The organism is Nocardia sp. NPDC003963, assembly GCF_053605105.1.
This window is the reverse complement of record NZ_JBSGIP010000057.1, coordinates 1-20,673: the sequence shown is the minus strand read 5'-3', so window position 1 is coordinate 20,673 and position 20,673 is coordinate 1. Positions and strand designations below refer to the sequence as shown.

The window sequence follows — 20,673 nt, the reverse complement described above, 5'->3', positions numbered from 1 at the left end:
GGATTCCTCGACCGCGCCGCCGGCTCCGGAGTCACCTGGAGCAGCGGGGTTTTCCGGATCAGCGGCGACCTCCGGAACGGCAGCGTCGGCAGAGAGGTAGGCGTTATCCGATTCGCGGCCCCCGGGGCCCGAACGCGTTCGTGGAGTCATCTCACCACCTCGCACTCGTAACGAATCGGCCGCGGCGGCGAATCCCGCCACCATGCCGTTCCGGTCTTCACCTCCAACGTAGCGCGCCCGATACCCCGATGGGTGGTTTCATCCGGCTCGCGTGTCCTGTTCAGCGGTCTCGATTCATATCGCGCCGGCCGCGGGATGAGTTACCCGGGACCGTCGGCGCACCGGAATCGCGGCCCGACCCGCCGACGCCACCTGCGCGGGACGGTCGCAATTATCCCCAGGCATCCACAGGATTCCGGTTGTCCGCGCGGTGTGTCCCGGACCGCGTGTCGGATTCGTTCCGTTGCGATAACGCCCGCCGATACAGCCGGCGTGTACGAAACCTCCGGTACCGCCGAAAACACGGCGACCCGCCCCACCGTGTGGTGGGACGGGTCGCCGGTGGTTCCACATCGATCGGTGACGACCGGTTCGGGACCTACTTGCGCAGCGAGGCCGGGACCTCGAAGCGCTTGCCGTACTTCTTCGCCAGTTCGTCGGCCCGGGCCACGAAGCCCGCCTGGCCGCCGGGGTAACCGACGATGAACTGGTGGACACCACCGGTCCAGGCCGGGAAGCCGATGCCGAAGATGGACCCGATGTTGGCGTCCGCGGTGGACTCCAGAACACCCTCGTCGAAACACTTCTGGGTTTCGATGGCCTCGGCGAACAGCATGCGGTCGATCAGGTCCTGCAGCGGCACGTTGAACCCGGAGGTCGTCTTGAAGTGCTCGCGCAGCTGCGGCCAGATGTTGAGCCGTTTGCCGTTCTCGTCGTACTCGTAGAAGCCGGCCTTCTCGAGGCGGCCCGGGCGGCCCTGTTCGACCATGTACTCGACGACGTCGATGGCCGGGTGCCGTTCGGTGCCCATGGCGGCGTCGCCGGCCTTGGCGGCTTCCTCGGTCTCCTTGGCGATCTTCTGCATGAGCTTCATGTTCAGCTCGTCGGTCAGCTGCAGCGGCGGCGCCGGGTAGCCCGCCTGCGAACCGGCCTGCTCGATGGTCGCGGGTTCGATGCCCTCGCCCAGCATGGCGATCGCCTCGTTGACGAAGGTGCCGATCACGCGGGAGGTGAAGAAGCCGCGGCTGTCGTTGACGACGATCGGGGTCTTCTTGATGGCGAGGGTGTAGTCGAACACTCGGGCCAGGGCCTCGTCGGAGGTGCGCTCACCCTTGATGATCTCCACCAGCGGCATCTTGTCGACCGGCGAGAAGAAGTGGATGCCGATGAAGTCTTCCTGGCGCTTGACGCCTTCGGCCAGGCCGGTGATCGGCAGGGTCGAGGTGTTGGAGCCGAGGAGCGCGTCGGGGGTGACGATGTCCTCGATCTCCTGGAAGACCTTGTGCTTGAGCTCGGTGCTCTCGAACACGGCCTCGATCACGAAGTCGACGCCTTCGAAGTCGGCGACATCGGCGGACGGCTTGATCCGGTCGAGCAGTTCCTTGGACTTCTCTTCGGTGGTCTTGCCCCGGGAGAGTGCCTTGGCCTCGATCTTCTCCGAGTAGTTCTTGCCCCGCTCGGCCGCCTCGATGGTGACGTCCTTGAGCACTACCTCGTAGCCGGCCTTGGCCGATACGTAGGCGATACCGGCGCCCATCATGCCCGCGCCCAGGACGCCGACCTTCTTGATCTCCTTCTTCGGCACGTCCTTGGGACGCGAACCACCGTTGTTGATGGTCTGCAGGTCGAAGAAGAACGCCTGGATCATGTTCTTGGCGACCGGCCCGGTGAGCAGGTGCACGAAGTAACGCGATTCGATCAGGGAGGCGTCGTCGATCCCGACCTGTGAACCTTCGACCGCGGCGGCCATGATGGCACGCGGGGCGGGCATGTTCGCACCCTTGATCTGCTTGCGCAGGTTGGCCGGGAAGGCCGGCAGGGTCGCCGCGAAGGACGGGCTGGCGGGGGTGCCGCCGGGGATCTTGAAGCCCTTCTTGTCCCACGGCTGGACGCCGCCCTCGGGGTTGGCCTTGATCCACGCCTTGGCCGCGGGGACCAGTTCCTCGATCGAGCCGACCAGCTCGTCGATCAGGCCGATCTCCTTGGCCTTGGCCGGCTTGTTGCGCTGGCCCTGCAGCAGCACGCCCATGAGCGCGTTCTGCAGGCCGAGCATGCGCACGGTGCGGATGATGCCGCCGCCGGCGGGCAGCAGGCCCAGGGTCGCTTCGGGGAGGCCGATCACGACGCCGCGGACGTCGGCCGCGATCCGGTGATGGGTCGCCAGCGCGATTTCCAGGCCACCGCCGAGGGCGGCGCCGTTGATGGCGGCCACGACCGGTTTGCCGAGGGTCTCCAGACGGCGCAGCGCCGACTTGATCTCGGACAGTTCGGCCATCAGCTCGGGGCCGTTGTCCGGGCCGACCTGCATCATGTTCTTCAGGTCACCGCCGGCGAAGAAGGTCTTCTTCGCGGAGGTCAGCACGACACCGGTGATGTCGTCCTTCTCGGCCTCGAGCCGCTCGATCGTCGCGGTCATCGACTTCTTGTAGAGGTCGTTCATGGTGTTGGCGCCCTGGTTCGGGTCGTCCATCGTCAGTACGACGATGCCGTCCGAATCCTTCTCCCAACCGATCATGTTGGCTTCGCTCACGGTTTTTATATCTCCTCGGGAAGAATGTGGTTCGGTCGGCGTCAGACGCGCTCGATGATGGTGGCGACACCCATACCGCCGCCGATGCACAGGGTGACCAGGGCGTAGCGGGCGTTGCGACGCTCCAGCTCGTCGACCATGGTGCCGGTGATCATGGCGCCGGTGGCGCCCAGCGGGTGGCCCATGGCGATGGCGCCACCGTTGACGTTGAGCTTCTCGTCCGGGATCTGCAGATCCTTCTGGAACTTCAGCACCACCGAGGCGAACGCTTCGTTGATCTCGAACAGGTCGATATCGTCTACGGTCAGACCGGCCTTGGCCAGCACCTTGTGCGCGGCCGGGGTGGGACCGGTGAGCATGATGGTGCTGTCCGCGCCACTGGTGGCGGTGGCGACGATCCGGGCACGCGGAGTCAGGCCCGAGGCCTTACCGGCCTCTTCGGTGCCGACCAGGACCAGCGCGGCACCGTCGACGATGCCGGAGCTGTTGCCGCCGTGGTGGACGTGGTCGATCTTCTCGACGAAGTGGTACTTCTGCAGCGCCACCGCGTCGAAGCCGCCCATTTCACCGATACCGGCGAACGACGGGTTCAGCTTGGCCAGGTCCTCCAGCGTGGTGCCGGGACGCATGTGCTCGTCCTTGTCCAGGACGGTCAAACCGTTGATGTCCTTGACCGGGACGATCGACTTGGCGAAGTAGCCGCCGGTGGTCGCCTTGGCGGCCAGTTCCTGCGAACGCACCGCGTAGGCGTCGACGTCTTCCCGGGAGAAGCCCTCGATGCTGGCGATCAGGTCGGCGCTGATGCCCTGCGGGACGACGTAGGTGTCGTAGTTGGTGGCCGGGTCGAGCATCCAGGCGCCGCCGTCGGAACCCATGGGTACACGGGACATCGATTCGACACCGCCGGCCAGCACCAGGTCCTCGAACCCGGAGCGGACCTTCTGGGCGGCCATGTTCACGGCCTCGAGGCCGGAGGCACAGAAACGGTTGATCTGCACGCCGCCGACGGTCTGCGGCAGTCCGGCGGTCAGCACGGTGGTACGGGCGATATCGGAGCCCTGATCGCCGACGGGGGACACGACGCCGAGGATCAGGTCCGAGATCCGGTCCTCATCGAGGTTCGGGAAGCGGTTGCGCAGCTCCTGCACCAGCCCGGTGGTCAGGTCGATCGGCTTGACCGAGTGCAGCGACCCCTTCTTGTTGCGGCCGCGCGGGGTGCGGATGGCCTCGTAAATGTAGGCCTCTGTGGTCATATCGGAATGTCCCTTCGTAGGAATACGCCCGCCCGCACCTGGCAGGGCAGACGCGAGTTACCTCGCCGACCGGCCGTTCGACCGACCGTCCGTATTCAGTTGGCAGCGCTGACGGGCCGGTAACCCGCGCGGGCATACGCTGTACAAACCACGGCACGGGCCAGCGAGGGGGTACCGAGCGGCCCGTACCTCACGGCCCACCATAGAACCTCGTCTCACCGAAGTCCGCAGCCACCCGCCCATACTACCGCCGGATGCGAACTCCGGTTAACTTAACGTGGTCGAGACGGTGGTTGTCAACCGTTCAAGGGGGTGGCGCCCAGCTCACTGGCCAGGAGCCGCAGAGCGACCTCGTCCGGGTCGCGCCGATCGCCCGGAGCCACCGGCTGTGCCGACTCCGCGAGCATCTCCTGCTCCTCCTCCGGAGTGGAGGGCGGCACGCTGTTGGGTGTGTAACCGTGATCACCGGGATCGTCGGGCAGATCCGGATAGTCCGGAGGCGGGATATCGTCGTACGGATTCGCCGCGCCCGCGGCCTTGGCCTGGCTCGGCCGGGAGAAGCGCGGTGGCCGCCGCGTCGAATCGCCGGCTCCCCCACGCGCTCCGTTGCTCGCCGGGCCACCGTTGTCCGAGCTGCCCGCGCCGCCGTCCTGCGCCGCCGGGGCCGAACCCGTCGTCGGACCTTCGGCACCCTCGCCGCGGCGCGCCTCGACCGGCTCACCGGCCGATCGGCTCGGAGCAGGTCGCCGCGGGGCGCCTCGGCGACCCTCGTCGGATTCACCCGACTCGGTGCCACCCGATCGGCGCCCGCCCCGCTCGCGCCCGCCGGGACCCCGGGCGACCTGCTGCCCGGTGACCACCCACCGGACCGGGTGTTCCCGGCCGAGCACCGCGGTCACCGCCGACCGGACGGCAGACAACGGTTGCGGCTGCGAGAGACGCTGGACCAACGCGGCGTGGTGTGCCAGCACGATCTCACCGTCGGTCACCCCGGCCACCGATGCCCCCGAGGTGAGCATCGCTCCGATCGTCGGCCCGAACTCCTTCACCTTGACCTTGATCTCCGGCCACGCGGCCTCCACCGCCGCGAGCAATTCGGGATCCGCCGGAGCCGGATCGGCCTCCGGTCCGGCCGACGCGGGTGCGGTCCCGGCAGGCGACCCACTCCCGGACGGGCGGGCGTCGGCACCCGCATCCGCCGAATCGTCGGCCGCGACCGGTCCCGTGCCACCCGGGACTTCTTCCGCACCGGACGGGGTCCCCGCAGCCGACTCCGGCGCCACCGGGGTGGGTTGCGGGGCGGCGGCGGACGGCTGCGCGGCGGGCGGGGTCTCGGGAGCCTGCGCCGGGCCGGCGGGCGGGGCCTCGGGTCCGCCGGATCCATGACGTTGCGGCCCCACCGGGCCGGCGGTGACCTCGGCAGGCGCCGTTGGCGCGGCGGCGGGTCCCGGCGGAACAGGTGCGGCCTGCTGGTCGCGGCCGCCCCGATCGGGCGCGGGACCCGTCGGGCCCTCCGTGGTCTGCGCGGGCTGCGGCTCTCCGGCCGCGGAGTGTTCCGGCGACCGCCCGGTCTTGGACTCCCGCAGCGCGGCCAGGGCTTCGGCGCCCCGGCGGCGGGACGGATCGGCTACCGCCGGCCGCGCGGGCAGCGGAGCGGCTTCGGCGGGCGGGGCACCCGTCGGCGCGCTGTTCGCGGACGTGGCCGCCGGTGCCGCGACGGCGCCGGACGCGACCCGCCGTTCCAGCTGTTCCAGCCGCTGCAGAGTCGCGCCCTCGGATTCGTCGGCCGCGGGCAGCAACATCCGGGAACAGACCACTTCGAGCAGCAGCCGCGGCGCGGTGGCACCGCGCATCTCCCCCAACCCGGCGTGCAGGAGTTCGGCGTAGCGCGTGAGCGCCGCGGGGCCGAGCCGGGCGGCCTGATCGCACATCCGGTCCAGCAGGTCGGCGGGCGCGGCGACGAGTCCACGGTCGGTGGCGTCGGGAACGGCCCGGATCAGGATCAGGTCGCGCAGACGTTCGAGCAGGTCCACCGCGAACCGGCGCGGATCGTGACCGGCTTCCATCACCCGGTCGACGGTGCCGAACAACGCGGCCCCGTCACCTGCCGCCAGCGCGTCGACCGCATCGTCGATCAGCGCCACATCGGTCACCCCCAGCAGTGCGACGGCGCGCGGATAGGTGACGCCCTCGGACCCGGCGCCGGCGAGCAACTGGTCCAGCACGCTCAAACTGTCGCGCGGGGATCCACCGCCCGCGCGGATCACCAACGGATACACCGCTTCTTCCACGGGGACCTGTTCCTGCTCGCAGATATCGCCGAGCAGACCCCGCATGGTGGCGGGCGGCAGCAACCGGAACGGGTAGTGATGGGTCCGCGAACGGATCGTCGGCAGTACCTTCTCCGGCTCGGTGGTGGCGAAGACGAAGATCAGATGGGCCGGGGGTTCCTCGACGATCTTGAGTAGCGCGTTGAAACCCGCCGTGGTGACCATATGCGCCTCGTCGACGATGAACACCCGGTAGCGGGATTCGGCGGGCGCGTAGAAGGCTCGATCACGGAGTTCGCGGGTGTCGTCGACACCGCCGTGGCTGGCGGCGTCCAGTTCGATCACATCGAGGTTGCCCCCACCGCCGGGCGACAGGGAAACGCAGGACGCGCAGGTGCCGCAGGGCGTGGAGGTGGGGCCCTGTACGCAGTTCAGCGAACGCGCGAGGATCCGGGCCGACGAGGTCTTTCCGCAACCGCGCGGACCGGAGAAGAGATAGGCATGACTGATCCGGCCGGTGTCGAGCGCGGTACACAGCGGGTCGGTGACATGCTCCTGGCCCACCACGTCAGCGAACGTTGCCGGTCGGTACTTCCGGTACAGAGCCACGGCCAGAGGCTACCGGCGCACCCCGACAGCGCGCATCCGGCGTGGGTCCCGGCTCGCCACGAACTTCACCGAGCCCCTTCCCCCCATGAGTTAACAGCGTTACGCTAACGCCACTAACTTACTAGTTCGGGGGCCACGACATGTTGCTACGCATCGCGCAGTTCACCACCCGATTTCCGCGCGCAATACTGGCCGGCGCGCTGGTTGTCGCCCTACTCTGCGGGATCTTCGGCGCCACCGCGGCCGCCGGACTGAAATCCGGCGGGTTCGTCTCCGGGGACGCCGAATCCATTCGCGCGGCCGAGATGCTCACCGACAACTTCGACGGGGCCGCGCCCAACTACATCCTGCTGGTCGAATCTCCCGACGGAGTCGACGCGGACCAGGTCCGTGCCCGCGCCCTGCAGATCATCGATGTCCTGAAGGCCCGCCCGGATACCGCCGGAGTCCAGTCGTACTGGACCGCGCCGTCACCAGCGGTCGCGAGCGCACTGCGCAGTACCGACGGTGAATCCGGGCTCATCGCGGTCAATTTCGAAGGTGACGAGACCCAGATCCAGGACGCCGCGAGCGAACTCAGCGGACAGGTCACCGGATCCGCCGACGGGGTGACCGTCCGGGCCGGCGGTACCGCCGCCACCTTCCACGAAGTCAACGACCAGATCACCCACGACCTCGCGGTCGCCGAAGCCGCGGCGATCCCGCTGACCCTGATCGTGCTCGTACTGGTCTTCGGCAGTCTGATCGCTGCATCGCTGCCGCTGCTGGTCGGATTGTTCGCGATCGCCGCCACCCTGGCCATCCTGAAGCTGTTCACCCTGTTCACCGATGTCTCCATCTACGCGATGAACCTGACCACCGCGCTCGGGCTGGCACTGGCCATCGACTACAGCCTGTTCATCGTCAGCCGGTTCCGCGAGGAGCTCGCGGCCGGCCGCGACCCGCGCGCGGCCACCGTCCGCGCTCTGCAGACCGCCGGGCGCACCGTGCTGTTCTCCGCGGTCACCGTCGCGCTGTCGCTGTCGGCCATGCTCGTCTTCGACCTGTATTTCCTGCGCTCGTTCGCCTACTCCGGGGTAGCTGTCGTGGTCGCGGCCGCTGTCGCGTCGATCGTGGTCCTGCCGGCCGCCCTGGTATTGCTGGGGCATCGGGTCAACTCGCTCGACCTGCGCGCGCCGATACTGCGCCTGTTCGGCCGCGAACCGGCTCCGCTGGGGGCCATGGTCCCGGAGCAGACCGGCTGGTACCGGCTGGTCAAGCGGGTCATGCGGGCCGCGGTACCGGTCGCCGTGGCGATCGTGGCGCTCATGCTGGCACTGGGCTCACCGTTCCTCTCGGTGAAATTCGGCTACCCCGACGAGCGGGTACTACCGACCTCGGCGTCGAGCCGGCAGGTGGGTGACGAGGTCCGCGCGGAATTCCCGCGGGCCGATCCCGGCGGGAACACCACGATCGTGCTCGACGGCTACCGCGACGACCGCGGGATCGGCGAATACGCGGCCCGGCTGTCGGAGATCGACGGCGTCACCGCCGTACTGGCCGACTCCGGGGTGTACGTCTCCGGGAACCGGTTGGCGCCCACCCCGCCCGGTATGAGCAACCAGACCGGCACCTACCTGACCGTCACCTCGTCACTGGATCCCTTCTCCCCCGCGGGCCGCGATCAGCTGGACGCCCTGCGCGCGGTCGACACACCCGCCCCGGCCCTGTTCGGCGGCTCGGCCGCGGTGAACGAGGATTCGCTCGAGGCATTGGCCGACAAGCTCCCGCTCGCCGGATTGCTCATCGTATTGTCGACATTCGTGGTGCTGTTCCTGTTCACCGGCAGTCTGGTCCTGCCGCTGAAAGCCCTACTGCTGAACACCCTTTCGCTGACCGCCGCCTTCGGCGCCATGGTGTGGATCTTCCAGGAGGGTCATCTGGAGGGGCTGCTCGGCTTCACCGCCGTCGGCTATCTGGTGCCGACCATGCCGATTCTGATGTTCTGCCTGGCCTTCGGCCTTTCCATGGACTACGAGGTATTCCTGCTCTCCCGGATCCGTGAGGAATGGTTGCGGCGGCGGGCCGGGCGTACCGGATCGGAGCACGCGGAAGCGGACAACACCGAGGCCGTCGCCATCGGGGTGGCCCGCACCGGCCGTATCTTCACCGCCGCGGCAGTGCTGATGGCGATCGTGATCGGCGCGCTGACCACCTCCAAGGTGTCGTTCATCCAGCTGATGGGCCTGGGCCTGACGCTGACCGTGCTCGCCGACGCCACCCTCATCCGGGCGCTGCTGGTACCGGCGCTGATGAAACTGCTGGGCCCGCTCAACTGGTGGGCGCCGAAACCGCTGGCCCGGCTGCACGACCGGATCGGATTCACCGAAGAGCCGGTCGATACGGCGGCGGCCGGCGCAGCACCACCGGTGCGCGTATGACCGGGCGGCCGAGATCCCCACGCGGAGCCGGTGGCCGGCTCCGCGCCGAGATCCTCGCCGCCACCCGGGAGTTGCTCGAGCGCACCGGCAGTGTCGGGGCGGTATCCATCCGCGCCGTCGCAGGTTCGGTCGGGGTGAGCGCGCCCTCCATCTACCGGCATTTCGCCGATAAGGACGCACTGATCGACGCCGCGGTGGCCGAGGTGTTCGAAGCGCTGAACACCGCGATGCAGGCCGCGGTGGATCCCGCGGATCCACCGGCCCTGCGATTGCACCGGCTCGGTCTCGCCTACGTCCGGTTCGCCCTGGACCATCCCGAGCAGTACCGGCTGGCGACCATCCCCACCACGCACCAGGGCGCCGTGGACATGGTGCTGACCAGCGGCGCGTTCCGGTATTTCGCCGCGACAGTGGAAGAGGCCATGGCCGACGGGCTGGTCGACCGCGCGGACCCCACTCCGCTGGTGCTCGAACTGTGGGCGGCAGCACACGGTATCGCCTCACTGCTGCTGGCGAAACCGTATCTGCCCTGGGGTGATCCGATGACTGTCGCCGAAAGAGTGCTCGACGCGGCATGTTTCGGGCATATCCTCGGTGAGCTGATGGGGCGCGACAAGACCCCGGCCGAGATGACCGAATGGGTGATGGATCTCCGCACCCGGCTCCGCGAACCGGGTGCGGCCGCCGACTGACTCAATTCACCGCATCGGCCGAGGCGGTGAAGGTGTTGCACTCCGATGTCAGATTGTGCTCGACGCCCAGCCCGAACCAGCGTCCGCCGTTCTCCGGGGTGCCGTGATCGCGCATATCACCGTGCTGGTCGCCGCGGTGGTCGGCATCGGTTCGCGCGTCGGTCAACTGCCGGCCGGTGAGCGCACCGCCGTCGGCGGAGGACACCAGATACATCCCGTCGAAGCAGTTGGCCTGCAACTCCACCCGGCGCGACAGTTCGAGACCCTCGGTACTGCGCGCGCCCGCGTCGACGCGGGCGCTGTTGGCGGCGAGCAGGATTCCGGACATGTTCTGGATGTGATGGCCGTACTCGTGGGCGAACACCGACAGGTAGACCACCCAGTTGTCCTCGTAGTAATCGGTCTGCAACTGGCTGATCGGCATATAGACGGTCCGGTTCGCCGGACAGTAGAAGGCCGCGAAATCGCTGGTCGAACCGGTGCACGGAGTGGTTATGCCGTCGGTGCTCGCCGATACCAGCACGGTGGGCGGCTCGAACGGCAGACCCGCCTCCGCCAGGACCGGCTGCCAGGCCGCCTCCAGGCATTTCCCGGCGCTCTCGAAGAAGGCCCGGGCCGTATCCTCGTCGGTCGACCACGGCGAGTACTCGCAGTCCGCGGGGATCAGCGTCGCATCGGTATCGGTGAGCAGTGGATTCGTACCGGTCTGGGCGGGACCGGTTTCGCCGGTGTCGTAGCTGCGCTCGGGCTGCGGGCCGAGCACACGCAGGGTGTCGGAATTCAACGCACCGCGTACCAGCGCGCCGACCAGCACGACGATCACCACCAGGACCAGCAGCAAGGTATTGCCGCTACTGCGGCGGGTACGTGGCCGCGGCGCGTTGGGTATCCGATAGGGCACCGGCGGCGGCATGGGCGGAGCGACGATCGGGCGATAGCCGGGCATCGAGCCCTGCGCTGGATAGCCGGGCGGTGGATAACCCGGTTGACGGTGTGGATAGCCCGGAGCCGCAGGGTATCCGAGAGGAGGCCCCTGATACGGCGGCCGCTGCGGCCCACCCGGGCGGGGACCGTACCGGGGCCCGCCACCGGGCGGTATCGGCTGCCTACCCGGCGGTACCGGTCCGCGTCCGTAAGGTGGTTGTGTCACTCCCCCGGACCCCCTCGCCTTCTCCGATCACCAACAGCCGCTGACGCAGGATAGCAAGCTGTCTAAGGTAACGAGTCATGCTCATATTTCGGGGGGGCGCACTCGCGCTGCTGCTCGCACTGACCGGACTTCTCGGTGTTCTCGGGCCGGGCACGCCGCCGGCGCGGGCCCAGCAGCCGGCCGGTTCGATCCTGTACCTGGATATGACGCTGAACCGCGCGGGCGTGCTGGAAGTGACCGAACGCGTGACGGTTCCGCCCGGTGAGCGATTCACCATGACGCTGCCGCTGCGGGTACAGATAAGCGAGGATTCCGAACGCCGGTTCGCGGTGACCGATATCGAGACCAGCGGACCGGGCAGCGCGACGATCGCCGACGATCTGTTCACCGTCGACGCGGGCCCCGGGGAGACGACCTTCCGCTATTCGGTGCGCAATACGGTCAGCGATGCCGACGGCAGCCAGGTCTTCCGCTGGTTCGGGGTGCTCAATGTCGATCTCGCCGAGATCCATGCCTCACTGATCAGCCCCAGTTTCGAGATGGGCATCGTGGAATGCCTGCTCGGCCCGATCGGCGCCACCCGGCCCTGCGCACAGGTGCGGATCGAGCCGGACGGCGTCATGTACCTGGACCAGACGAATCTACGCAAGGGCGAATCCGTCGATCTGACACTGCAGATCCCGCCCGGAACGGTACCGCCGAACGCCGATATCACCGGTCCGGGCGATTCGCCGTTCGCGGTGACCGGACCCGTACTCGTCGCCTTCGGGCTGCTGCTGGCCGCGCTCGCCGCGCTCGCCGCCTACGTCTTCTGGGCGCGCCGGCAATCGGTCCCGGCCGAACCGATGGAACCGCTGGTGCGCAGCAACGGACGGACCCAGTTCAGCTCACCGGACGGCCTCCTGCCGGGCGAGGCCGGTGTACTCCTGGACGGCTACTCCGATCCGACCGATATCGCGGCCACGGTGGTGGATCTGGCGGTCCGCAACTATCTGTGGATCGCGCGGATCGGTGAGACACAGTGGCGGATGGTCCGGGTGAATCCGGCCGACGACCAGTTGCGCGCCTACGAGCGGACGGTCTACGACGCGCTGCTGCCGCCCGGCACCGACGCGGTCACCATGGCCGAACTCGGCGCACCCGGCCGGTTGCCGACCGAACCGCTCCGGCAGGCCATGGTCGCCGACGCGGTGGAACGCGGCGCCTTCATCGATCCGGTCCGCCGCCGGATCCCACTGTGGCTGGGCGGCGGGCTGGTCGTACTGGGCGCCGCGGTGACCGTTCTCGCGGCCCTGCTGGCCGGCCACGCCCTGGTGGGTGTGGCGATCGCGCTGGCCGGTGCCGGCCTGCTCGCCGCCCAGCGGTTCCTACCGGTGCGCACCGCTTTCGGCCGGACACTGACCGCGCAGGTACGCGGGCTGCAGAAGGGCCTGGAGCAGGTGACCAGCCGGCAGATCCCACCCGGTGATCGTGAACTCGTGTTCTCGCGCGGTCTGCCCTACATGGTGGTCTGGAGCCGAGCCGACAACTGGGTCCGCACCTTCCGCGATATCGACCCCTCCGCCGACGATGATCCTGGTCTGTACTGGTTCGGCGGTTTCGAGGGCGACCGGGATCTGCACCGCTTCGCCGTGCACTTCCCGTATTTCATCACCGCGATCGAATCTCTGTTCCCCGCGAAATAACGGAAAACCCCGTGCGGCTGTTGCCGCACGGGGTCACGTCCGGGGCGTCAGCGCCTCATGCCGTGACCCGGCGCAGCGCGGCGAGCGGATCGGCGTACAGGGCGCTCAGCGAAGTGACGACGGCCGCGAATTCCTGCACCTTCGAGGCGTATCCGGTGACCCGGATATCCGTGGGCGGCAGCACCGTCGATTCGTTGAAGGCGCGCGACACATGGGCGAGGCCGGGGCGGTAGGTCGTGAACGCCTGACCACCGAGCACTACCCGGTCGGGGTTGAGCATATCCCGCACCAGGGCGACCGTCCGGCCGAGGACCGTCGCCCGTTCGGCCAGCAGTTCGCGGGCCGGCTCGGAGCCGCCCGCCGCCGCCCGGTAGAGATCGGCGACGGTCGAGCTGGCTTTCCCGTTGTGCGCGGGAATGATTCCCCGGCCGACGGCGCGCGCGTGGAGACCACGGTCACCGACGGTCGCCTCCAGGCAACCGCGCCGGCCGCACGAGCATTCGATATCGGAGCCCGTGGGCAGATGCGCGATGGAACCCGGTCCGTTGCTCGGCGTATGCACCCGGCCGTCCAGGGTCACCGAGATCCCGGCGGTCTCACGGACATAGAAGTAGAGGCTGCTGCCGTGTGCGGCCCGGCCCTGTTCCTCCGCCGTCTCCTGACTCACGCCGGGCAGCAGCAGTTCCGATGCCGCCATCGCCTCCACATGCGGGGCGACCGTGACCGGCAGGCCGAGTACCTCGCTGAACACCGCGCCGACCGGAGCGGTCTGCCAGCCCAGCTTCGGATGGTCGACGACGCCGGTGCCGGGATCCACCCGGCCGCCGATGGCGACACCCACCCATAAAGGATTGCGCCGATACCAGCGCTGCAGAAAGGATTTCGCGCTGTGCGCGACGGTTTTGACCGCGAACTCCTGCCCCGTCTGCGGGGTGGCGATGGTCAGGCCGCCGAGAATCCGCCCCCGCAGATCCGAGACCACGATCCGGGTGGACGCCGCGCCGATATGGACGCCGAGGGTTCCGAACGTATCGTGATCGACCTCGAACGGCACCCGGGGCCGGCCGACCGCGCCGGAGGCGGTCAGATCGGCACGCTCACGGAGCAAACCGGCGGTGAGCAGCGATGACACCTGCCGGTTCACGGTGGCGATACTCAGCCCGGTGGCACGGGCCGTCTTGTCCCGGAAAACCGGGCCGGTGGTGGCGGCCCGGAGCACGGCCGCGGCGGGGTTATCCGATAACCGCAGATCAGGGGCGACGACCGGACGGGGAACTCGGGTACGAACTGTGGAAGCCTGCGACGCGGTGCGTTCGGCGGTGCGGACAGCCATATGAATTTCCTCGATGAATATTTCCCGCGGAACGGGATATGCCTACAACTGGAACGAGGCGGCTGGGAGATCCAAATCGCTCAACCGCAGCAGCGGTGGCAACACAACTCGCGGGTGAGGGGCAGACGCAGACCCAGAGCGGCGGTCACGTAGGTGACCTTCCGCGAGTCGGCGCTGCTGGTAGACATAACAAATAAATTAACATCTCCCCGGTCGCAACACCAAGGTTTCCGCGATCTTCGTATCCTGGCCTCGGGCGTTTTCCCTGCTGATACCCCATTTTTCGGTGAGCCACCGTCCGCCGGACCACGCTGCACGGTCATTCTCGCGCGCCCGCGGATGTGGTATCGGCCGCATACCTACGCCACCACGAATTCGAAAGACCGCCGAATCGAATTCTCCGCGATCATGCGGAGAATACCGGCGATCCGGGGCCGGAGCATTTCCCGTGAACTCCCGGGGAATATTTCCCATCGATTGCGGGAGAATATTCTCCGCATATGGACGGAGAATATCCGTAGCCGTATTTTCGGCCCGGTCCGCCGCGGTAGCACCCGCCCGGCCGTCGGATCTCCGCGCCCGGCCCGTCCACGCAGTTACGAAGGCCCTGGTCCGCGACTTTTTCCGCTGCTATGCTCCGGGCGCACGGTGGGGAGACCGAAGGGGGAAGAGGATGTCCGTACCCGATCTGGGTCAATCGGCGGCAGTTCGCCTGTACGAGGCGGCGCGGGCCGGAGAGTTCCGAATGTCCGAGGAGGCGGCCCGCGGCCTCGCCGAATCCTGTGACCGGCTGGCGGAGCGGATACGCCGGGCCCGGGATGACGCAACGCCGCTCACCGTGGTCCGCGGTTTTCCGGAGCTTCCCTCGGGCCATGCGCTGACCCGGGGTTTCGCCGCGAAGGGGCAGGAGTATCTGGATACTCTCAGCGCCTTCGAGCAGACGGCACTGCGGCACAAGGCCGCATATCTGGCGGCCGCGTCACTGTTGGTCGAAGCCGATGCCGCCAACAGCGCGGCCCTCGCCCGCACGGTGGCGGATACCGCATGACATGCGGCAGTATATCGAATTACGCAGGGGTGCAGAAAAATTGAATCCATGCGGTCCGGCGCGCCGTGACCGGTGCGCGCCGAACCGAACGACCAAGGGGGCCGATAGTGGCGCAGCAGGGGCAGCCGGGCACGACACAGGCGGGCACGGATCCGGCTTACGTACCCGACCGTGATGTTTTCGACGCGTACACCCATCAGGAGATCTGGGACCTGGCACATGAGGTGCTGGCACCGGCGGAGCTGAGCCGGCTGGCCGATACCTGGGGGCACACCGCGACTGCCGTGGAGACCGCGTTCGACGAATTCGCCCGCGATCTCACGCATTTCTCCGGCGGCTGGTCGGGGCTGTCGGCAACCGCCGCGGCCCGCGCGGCGACCGCGTTCGTCCGGGCCGGCGACGATGCGGTCGGGGTCTGCCGTGTGGTGGAGCAACTGCTCGCCGCGGATTCCGCCGCCGCCGAATCGGTGCGCACCGCGATACCGCCGCCGCCCGGCCCCTACCTGCCGGATCCGGACCCGGTCGCCGAAGCAGCCGCCGGTGCGCCGCGGCGCACCGCTTACAACACGGCGGCGGCTGCGCTGACGGCCGCGGCCCAGGACGCGATGACCTTCGGCTACAACCCGACGATCCCGGCCAGCGGCGACTGCGTCCCCCGATTCGCGCCACCCGCGGACGAGGGTCCCGTACCGGGCCCACCGGCCGCGGGAGCCCCCGCGAGGGATCCCGCCGCGACGGCTCCGCACACGGTCTCGGACCCCCTGCTCGGCCCGAACGGCCGGGGCCCCGATTCTCCGCCGTCCGCGGCCCCGTCGATCGGCCCCGCGAGCGGAACTGTAGAGCCCGGGGACGGCTCGGAAAGCGCATATACCGATCCGGGTTCCGGCACTCCCGCCGGCGAGCCGGACGAGGAACACACCGAACCGGCGGCCGTCGTACCGCAACCGGATTCCGGTGCACCGGCACCGCCCGGACCGCCCGCAGGCGTCGGCTCCGATGCCGACGGCGCCCCCGAGCCGCAAGCCACGGATACCCCCTCCCCCGCAACAGGGGCACCCGCCGCGGAGAACGCGGCGGCCACCGAGCCGTCACCAACGCTGCCGACCACTCCGGCCGGGGCGACTCCGGGCCCGGACCGGCCCGAGCCGGTCACCACCCGGGCCACCGGGTCCTACGCTCCGTCGACGGGAGGGGGGCCGGCAGGAGCCATCGGGACGGAAACCACCTGCGGGCCACCCGCACCGGCCACATCCACCGGCGGTAACCCCGGCCCGATCGTCCCGTCCGCACCCGCGGCGAACCAGCCACCCCACTCCGCGACGGGTTCCGAGGCCGGCTCCGCGCAGCGACCCGGCCATACCGAACAGGTCACCCGGCAGACACTTCCCCGCGCGGCCACCGAAGCGGCCCGGGAATCCTTCGGCGCCGCGAGCACCCCAGCGGATACCACGGAAGCGGGTGACAGATCCGAAAATGCCGGGTCCCGTGCGGCACGGCCGGCCGGTCTACCACTACCCACCGTCGCGCGGCCGTCACCGCCGCGTACACCCGATAGTGAACGCACCGGCCCCGACTATCTGCGCGCACCGAACGAAGACCTGACCGCCACCCCACCTGCCAGCCCACCCGTGTTCGGTGAATACACCGAGGCCGGGAAACCGGACAGACCCGAGCCGGGTGGCGGGAGCCGCTGATGGAATGGGTGTTCACGCCGGACGAATTCGGTCATATCTGGCAGACCGAGACCGGACTCGACCGGCGGCCCCATCCGATAGACCTCGCCCCACGCGGGACGGTCACCACCGAGAGCGCGCGGGCCGCACTGGAACTGGAACGCCGGTTCCCACCCAACGGCGACGCCGACCTCACCGGCACGCTGCGCTTTCTCGCGCGCACCGATGTCACCAGGGTGACCGTATTCGGCGACGAGTTCGACGGCGAACACCGCCGCCCCGACCCGATCCTGGCGCTCGCCGTCGCCTTCGGCAGCTGGGGTGCGGTGATCCACACACACTCCGGGCAGGTGTACGTAACGGCCTGTCACGCAAGGAATATCGGAAAACATCTCGCGACCGCGCTGGGACCGGTCGGGCCCGGTGTCCTCCCGGCCATGCGGGAACCACGCGAAGCCGTACTGTGCCCGGATCCGGGCCCGGGTGGCTCCGGCCACCTGGGCACCCGGGCCGAGCGGCTGCGCGAGATCCTGCACCGGCCCATCGACGCACGCGGTTTCTTCACCGTCATCGTCACCCCGGACGATCCGATGTCACCGCCTCCGGTACATCGCACCTGGCTGGATTTCACCGGCGACGGGCGCTATCTGCTGAGCGCGGGCAGCCATCTCTCGCTCACCCCGATCGGCGAATCCGAGCTGGCCGCCGAACTCGTCCGGATTGCCCGTATCCGCTGATCAGGGCCTACCCGGAGCAGGTCATTTCTGTTTGGCGGCCGCCTTCATCTGCTTCTTGAATGCCCGCACCTCGAGCAGGGTCTCCCCGTCGACGATATCGGCGGCAGATCGCCGTGACCCCGATTCGGCGTAATCCCCCGCTGCCGCTTCCCATCCCGCCGGCCGGACCCCCATTTGCTTACCGAGCAACGCCAGGAATATCCGTGCCTTCTGGTCGCCGTATCCGGGCAGGGCCTTCAACCGCTTCAGCACCTCTTTGCCGTCCGGATCCCCGGCCGTCCAGATCGCGGTCACATCCCCGTCGTAGTTCTCGATCACATAGCGCGCCAGATCCTGGATCCGGCGGGCCATCGACCGGCCGTAGCGATGGATGGCGGGCGGCGTGGCGGCCATCTCCTCGAACTCGGCCTGATCCGCGGTGGCGATCGAGTCGATATCCAGCCCACCCATCCGGTCCGCGATCTTCTTGGGACCCCGGAAAGCATGTTCGAGCGGGTACTGCTGGTCCAGGAGCATCCCGATCAGCAATGCCAGCGAACTCTGCGACAGCAGCTCGTCGGCCTCGGGTTCCTGTGCCAGACACAACTTGGCCATGCCGTGCTCCTCACTCTGGACTACCAGCGATGATCCCACGGGCTCGAGCCGTTAGGCTCGCCCCCATGCCACACACGGCGACTAAGCCACCCACCACACTGGATGGACACGGACCCATGGACAGTTTCGGGTTACGCCCCGACCGTTTCGATGCCGCAGGCCAGGATCAGCTGGTCGATATCCGCGATCTACAGGCCACCCTTCCGGGACTCACCAGACTGCGCGACTGGGCGCACGAGGCGCTCGCGCTGCAGCCCGGTGAGCACGCGGTCGATATCGGCTCCGGCACGGGGTCGGAGGTGATCACCTTCGCCGACGCTGTGGGGCCCACCGGTACGGCCGCGGGCGTGGAGCCCGACCCGCACCTGCTCGCCGCGGCCGTCGCGCGCGCTACCGAAACACGATCGCCGGCCACGTTCCATTCCGGCGACGCCTACGGCGTGCCGTTCGGACCCGAAACCTTCGACGCCGTGCTGTGCGAGCGGGTCTTCCAGCATCTGACCGCGCCCGCGCGGGCCGCCCGGGAGATCGCCCGGGTCCTGCGGCCCGGTGGCCGGGCCGTGGTGATGGACGCCGACTGGGGTTCGGCGATCGTGCACCCCGGCGACCACCGGGTCGTCCGCGAGGTCGTGGACACCCTCGTCTCCGCCACCACCAATCCCTATTCGGGCCGCCGGCTGGCAGGGCTGCTGACCGCGGCCGGGCTGGTGGTGGAGAGCACCGGTTCACAGGCATTGATCCAGGACCGCTCGGTCGGCGCCGGCGCGCTGGTCAGCCGGGTCGCGGCCATGGCGGTCGCCCGGCGGGTGATCACCGAGGCCGAACGCGAGAAACTACTCGACGACCTGGCTCGCGGAGCGGCAGCCGGCGATATCCACCTCTCGGTGACCATGTTCGCCGTACACGTCCGCAAACCCGCCTGACCCCGCCGGGGACCGTCCGGCCGCTACTTCAGCAGTTTCTCGGTTGCTGCCAGCAATACGCAGGTCGCCAGGCCGTCCATGGCCCGTTCCAGCTCCGGCAGCGCCGGGAAACTGGGGGCGATCCGGATGTTCTTGTCCTCGGCATCCTTCTTGTACGGGAAGGCCGAGCCCGCCGCGGTCAGCGCGATTCCGGCGTCCTTCGCCAGTTCGATCACCCGGGCCGCCGTCCCCTCGAGCACATCGAGGCTGATGAAGTAGCCACCTTTGGGTTCGGTCCAGGACGCGACCTTGGAGGCGCCCAGGCGTTCCTCCAGGATCCGCAGCACCAGCGCGAACTTCGGTTCGAGGATCGCGCGATGTTTCTGCATATGCGCCCGCACGCCGGCGGCATCGGTGAAGAACCGCAGGTGCCGCAACTGGTTGACCTTGTCCGGGCCGATACTCTTCTTCCCGGCGTGGCCCAGATACCAGTTCAGGTTCTCGGTCGAGGCACCGAAGAAGCTCACCCCGGACCCCGCGAAAGTGATCTTGGAAGTCGAGGCGAAAACCAAGGGCCGATGCGGATTTCCCGCCGCCGCGGCCATCGAGAGAACATCCACCACCGGCGCAGCGGTATCGGTCAGCGGATGCACCGCGTAGGCGTTGTCCCAGAACAAGCGGAAATCCGGAGCGGCCGCCGGGATCGAAACCAGTTCGCGCACTACATCTTCGGAGAAGACCACACCGGTCGGGTTCGAATAGTTCGGAACCACCCACATACCCTTGATCTGCGGGTCGTCGGCCAACAGTTCGGCGACCACCCGGGTATCGGGCCCGTTGTGGCGCATCGGCACGGGGATCATCTCGAAACCCAGCGATTCGGTGATCGCGAAATGCCGGTCGTAGCCAGGGCTGGGACACAGGAACTTCACCGTGGGTTCGTCGGCCCACCGCCGCGGCGAATCGGGTAGCCCGAACAGCGTCGCGAAGACGATGGTGTCGTGCATCAACTCCAGGCTGGCATTGTTACCGGCGATCAGATTGTCGACGCCGATACCGAGCAGTTCGCCGAAGATGGCACGCAACTCCGGAAGTCCCTGCAGACCACCGTAGTTACGGCAATCGGTGCCGGTGCCGTCACGGAAGTCACCGTCACCGGGCAGCGACAGCAGGGCCGAGGACAGGGCGAGTTGTTCCGGCGAGGGCTTACCCCGGGTCAGATCGAGGGCGAGCTGAGCAGCCTGCAGTGTCGCGTAGTTCGCGGACTGGAGTTCGTGCTCGGCGGCGAGTTCCGCGGAACTCATCAAACCGATCTGCGTTTGCCGGGGCATCGTGGACAGCCTTTCCAACTACCGGGTGAATATCTTCGCTACGGGCGGCCACCGGGTCCGGCCGCCCCGAGCCACGTTACCCGGGCGGGCGGGGCGACCGGGAGGTGTTGGGCTGTGTTTATCCGCCCCGCCTTCGGCGGGGCGGGGGCGGGGCCCTATCAACCCCGGTTCTTCACTCCGGCGCTCAGTCGCTGCGCTCCTTCGCTCAGTCGCTCCAGAACCGGGGC

14 protein-coding genes are annotated in these 20,673 nt (G+C 68.5%); 7 read left to right on the top strand and 7 right to left on the bottom strand.

The features are described from left to right. Positions 1-598 precede the first annotated feature (598 nt). The 3 genes from ACWEWT_RS35405 to ACWEWT_RS35395 form a co-directional block, all read right to left on the bottom strand. Positions 599-2,749: a 3-hydroxyacyl-CoA dehydrogenase NAD-binding domain-containing protein gene (locus ACWEWT_RS35405; RefSeq protein WP_452565264.1), complete on the bottom strand. Its 2,151-nt coding sequence runs from the start codon at positions 2,747-2,749 to the stop codon at positions 599-601. Positions 2,750-2,790: 41 nt separating this feature from the next. Beyond that, complete coding sequence (locus ACWEWT_RS35400) at positions 2,791-4,002, bottom strand: acetyl-CoA C-acetyltransferase (RefSeq protein WP_452565263.1); 1,212 nt, start codon at positions 4,000-4,002, stop codon at positions 2,791-2,793. Between the two features lie 296 nt (positions 4,003-4,298). Next, entirely contained in the window at positions 4,299-6,881 is a 2,583-nt protein-coding gene (locus tag ACWEWT_RS35395; protein ID WP_452565262.1) for a DNA polymerase III subunit gamma and tau, read from the bottom strand. A gap of 140 nt (positions 6,882-7,021) precedes the next feature. On the opposite strand from ACWEWT_RS35395, the gene ACWEWT_RS35390 reads away from it, so the two are divergent. Beyond that, positions 7,022-9,301 (top strand): MMPL family transporter, encoded by a 2,280-nt coding sequence (locus ACWEWT_RS35390; RefSeq protein WP_452565261.1) that lies wholly within the window; start codon positions 7,022-7,024, stop codon positions 9,299-9,301. Beyond that, on the top strand, positions 9,298-9,993 hold the full coding sequence (locus ACWEWT_RS35385; RefSeq protein ID WP_452565260.1) for a TetR/AcrR family transcriptional regulator: 696 nt from the start codon (positions 9,298-9,300) through the stop codon (positions 9,991-9,993). Before ACWEWT_RS35390 ends, ACWEWT_RS35385 begins: the two co-directional genes overlap by 4 nt. Position 9,994: 1 nt before the next feature. Here the strand turns inward: ACWEWT_RS35385 and ACWEWT_RS35380 are convergent, their stop codons facing one another. After that, complete coding sequence (locus tag ACWEWT_RS35380) at positions 9,995-10,939, bottom strand: neutral zinc metallopeptidase (protein ID WP_452565259.1); 945 nt, start codon at positions 10,937-10,939, stop codon at positions 9,995-9,997. A 281-nt stretch (positions 10,940-11,220) separates the two neighbouring features. Here ACWEWT_RS35380 and ACWEWT_RS35375 point away from each other — a divergent pair, with 281 nt between their 5' ends. Further along, positions 11,221-12,828 (top strand): DUF2207 family protein, encoded by a 1,608-nt coding sequence (locus tag ACWEWT_RS35375; RefSeq protein ID WP_452565258.1) that lies wholly within the window; start codon positions 11,221-11,223, stop codon positions 12,826-12,828. A gap of 55 nt (positions 12,829-12,883) precedes the next feature. Here the strand turns inward: ACWEWT_RS35375 and ACWEWT_RS35370 are convergent, their stop codons facing one another. Then, complete coding sequence (locus ACWEWT_RS35370; protein WP_452565257.1) at positions 12,884-14,161, bottom strand: ROK family protein; 1,278 nt, start codon at positions 14,159-14,161, stop codon at positions 12,884-12,886. A gap of 673 nt (positions 14,162-14,834) precedes the next feature. Here ACWEWT_RS35370 and ACWEWT_RS35365 point away from each other — a divergent pair. From ACWEWT_RS35365 to ACWEWT_RS35355, 3 genes are all read left to right on the top strand, one after another. Then, entirely contained in the window at positions 14,835-15,209 is a 375-nt protein-coding gene (locus tag ACWEWT_RS35365; protein WP_452565256.1) for a hypothetical protein, read from the top strand. Positions 15,210-15,316: 107 nt separating this feature from the next. Next, on the top strand, positions 15,317-16,903 hold the full coding sequence (locus tag ACWEWT_RS35360) for a hypothetical protein (protein WP_452565255.1): 1,587 nt from the start codon (positions 15,317-15,319) through the stop codon (positions 16,901-16,903). Continuing rightward, on the top strand, positions 16,903-17,619 hold the full coding sequence (locus ACWEWT_RS35355; protein WP_452565254.1) for an ESX secretion-associated protein EspG: 717 nt from the start codon (positions 16,903-16,905) through the stop codon (positions 17,617-17,619). The genes ACWEWT_RS35360 and ACWEWT_RS35355 overlap by 1 nt, the downstream gene beginning before the upstream one ends. Before the next feature lie 21 nt (positions 17,620-17,640). On the opposite strand, the gene ACWEWT_RS35350 is transcribed toward ACWEWT_RS35355, so the two are convergent. Then, positions 17,641-18,213, bottom strand: a complete 573-nt coding sequence (locus ACWEWT_RS35350; protein WP_452565253.1) for an HhH-GPD-type base excision DNA repair protein — start codon at positions 18,211-18,213, stop codon at positions 17,641-17,643. A 116-nt stretch (positions 18,214-18,329) separates the two neighbouring features. Between ACWEWT_RS35350 and ACWEWT_RS35345 the strand changes: the two genes are divergently transcribed. Further along, positions 18,330-19,136: a methyltransferase domain-containing protein gene (locus ACWEWT_RS35345; protein WP_452565252.1), complete on the top strand. Its 807-nt coding sequence runs from the start codon at positions 18,330-18,332 to the stop codon at positions 19,134-19,136. 23 nt (positions 19,137-19,159) lie between these two features. Here ACWEWT_RS35345 and ACWEWT_RS35340 read toward each other — a convergent pair whose 3' ends face one another. Then, complete coding sequence (locus ACWEWT_RS35340) at positions 19,160-20,446, bottom strand: aminotransferase class I/II-fold pyridoxal phosphate-dependent enzyme (RefSeq protein ID WP_452565251.1); 1,287 nt, start codon at positions 20,444-20,446, stop codon at positions 19,160-19,162. Positions 20,447-20,673 lie beyond the last annotated feature (227 nt).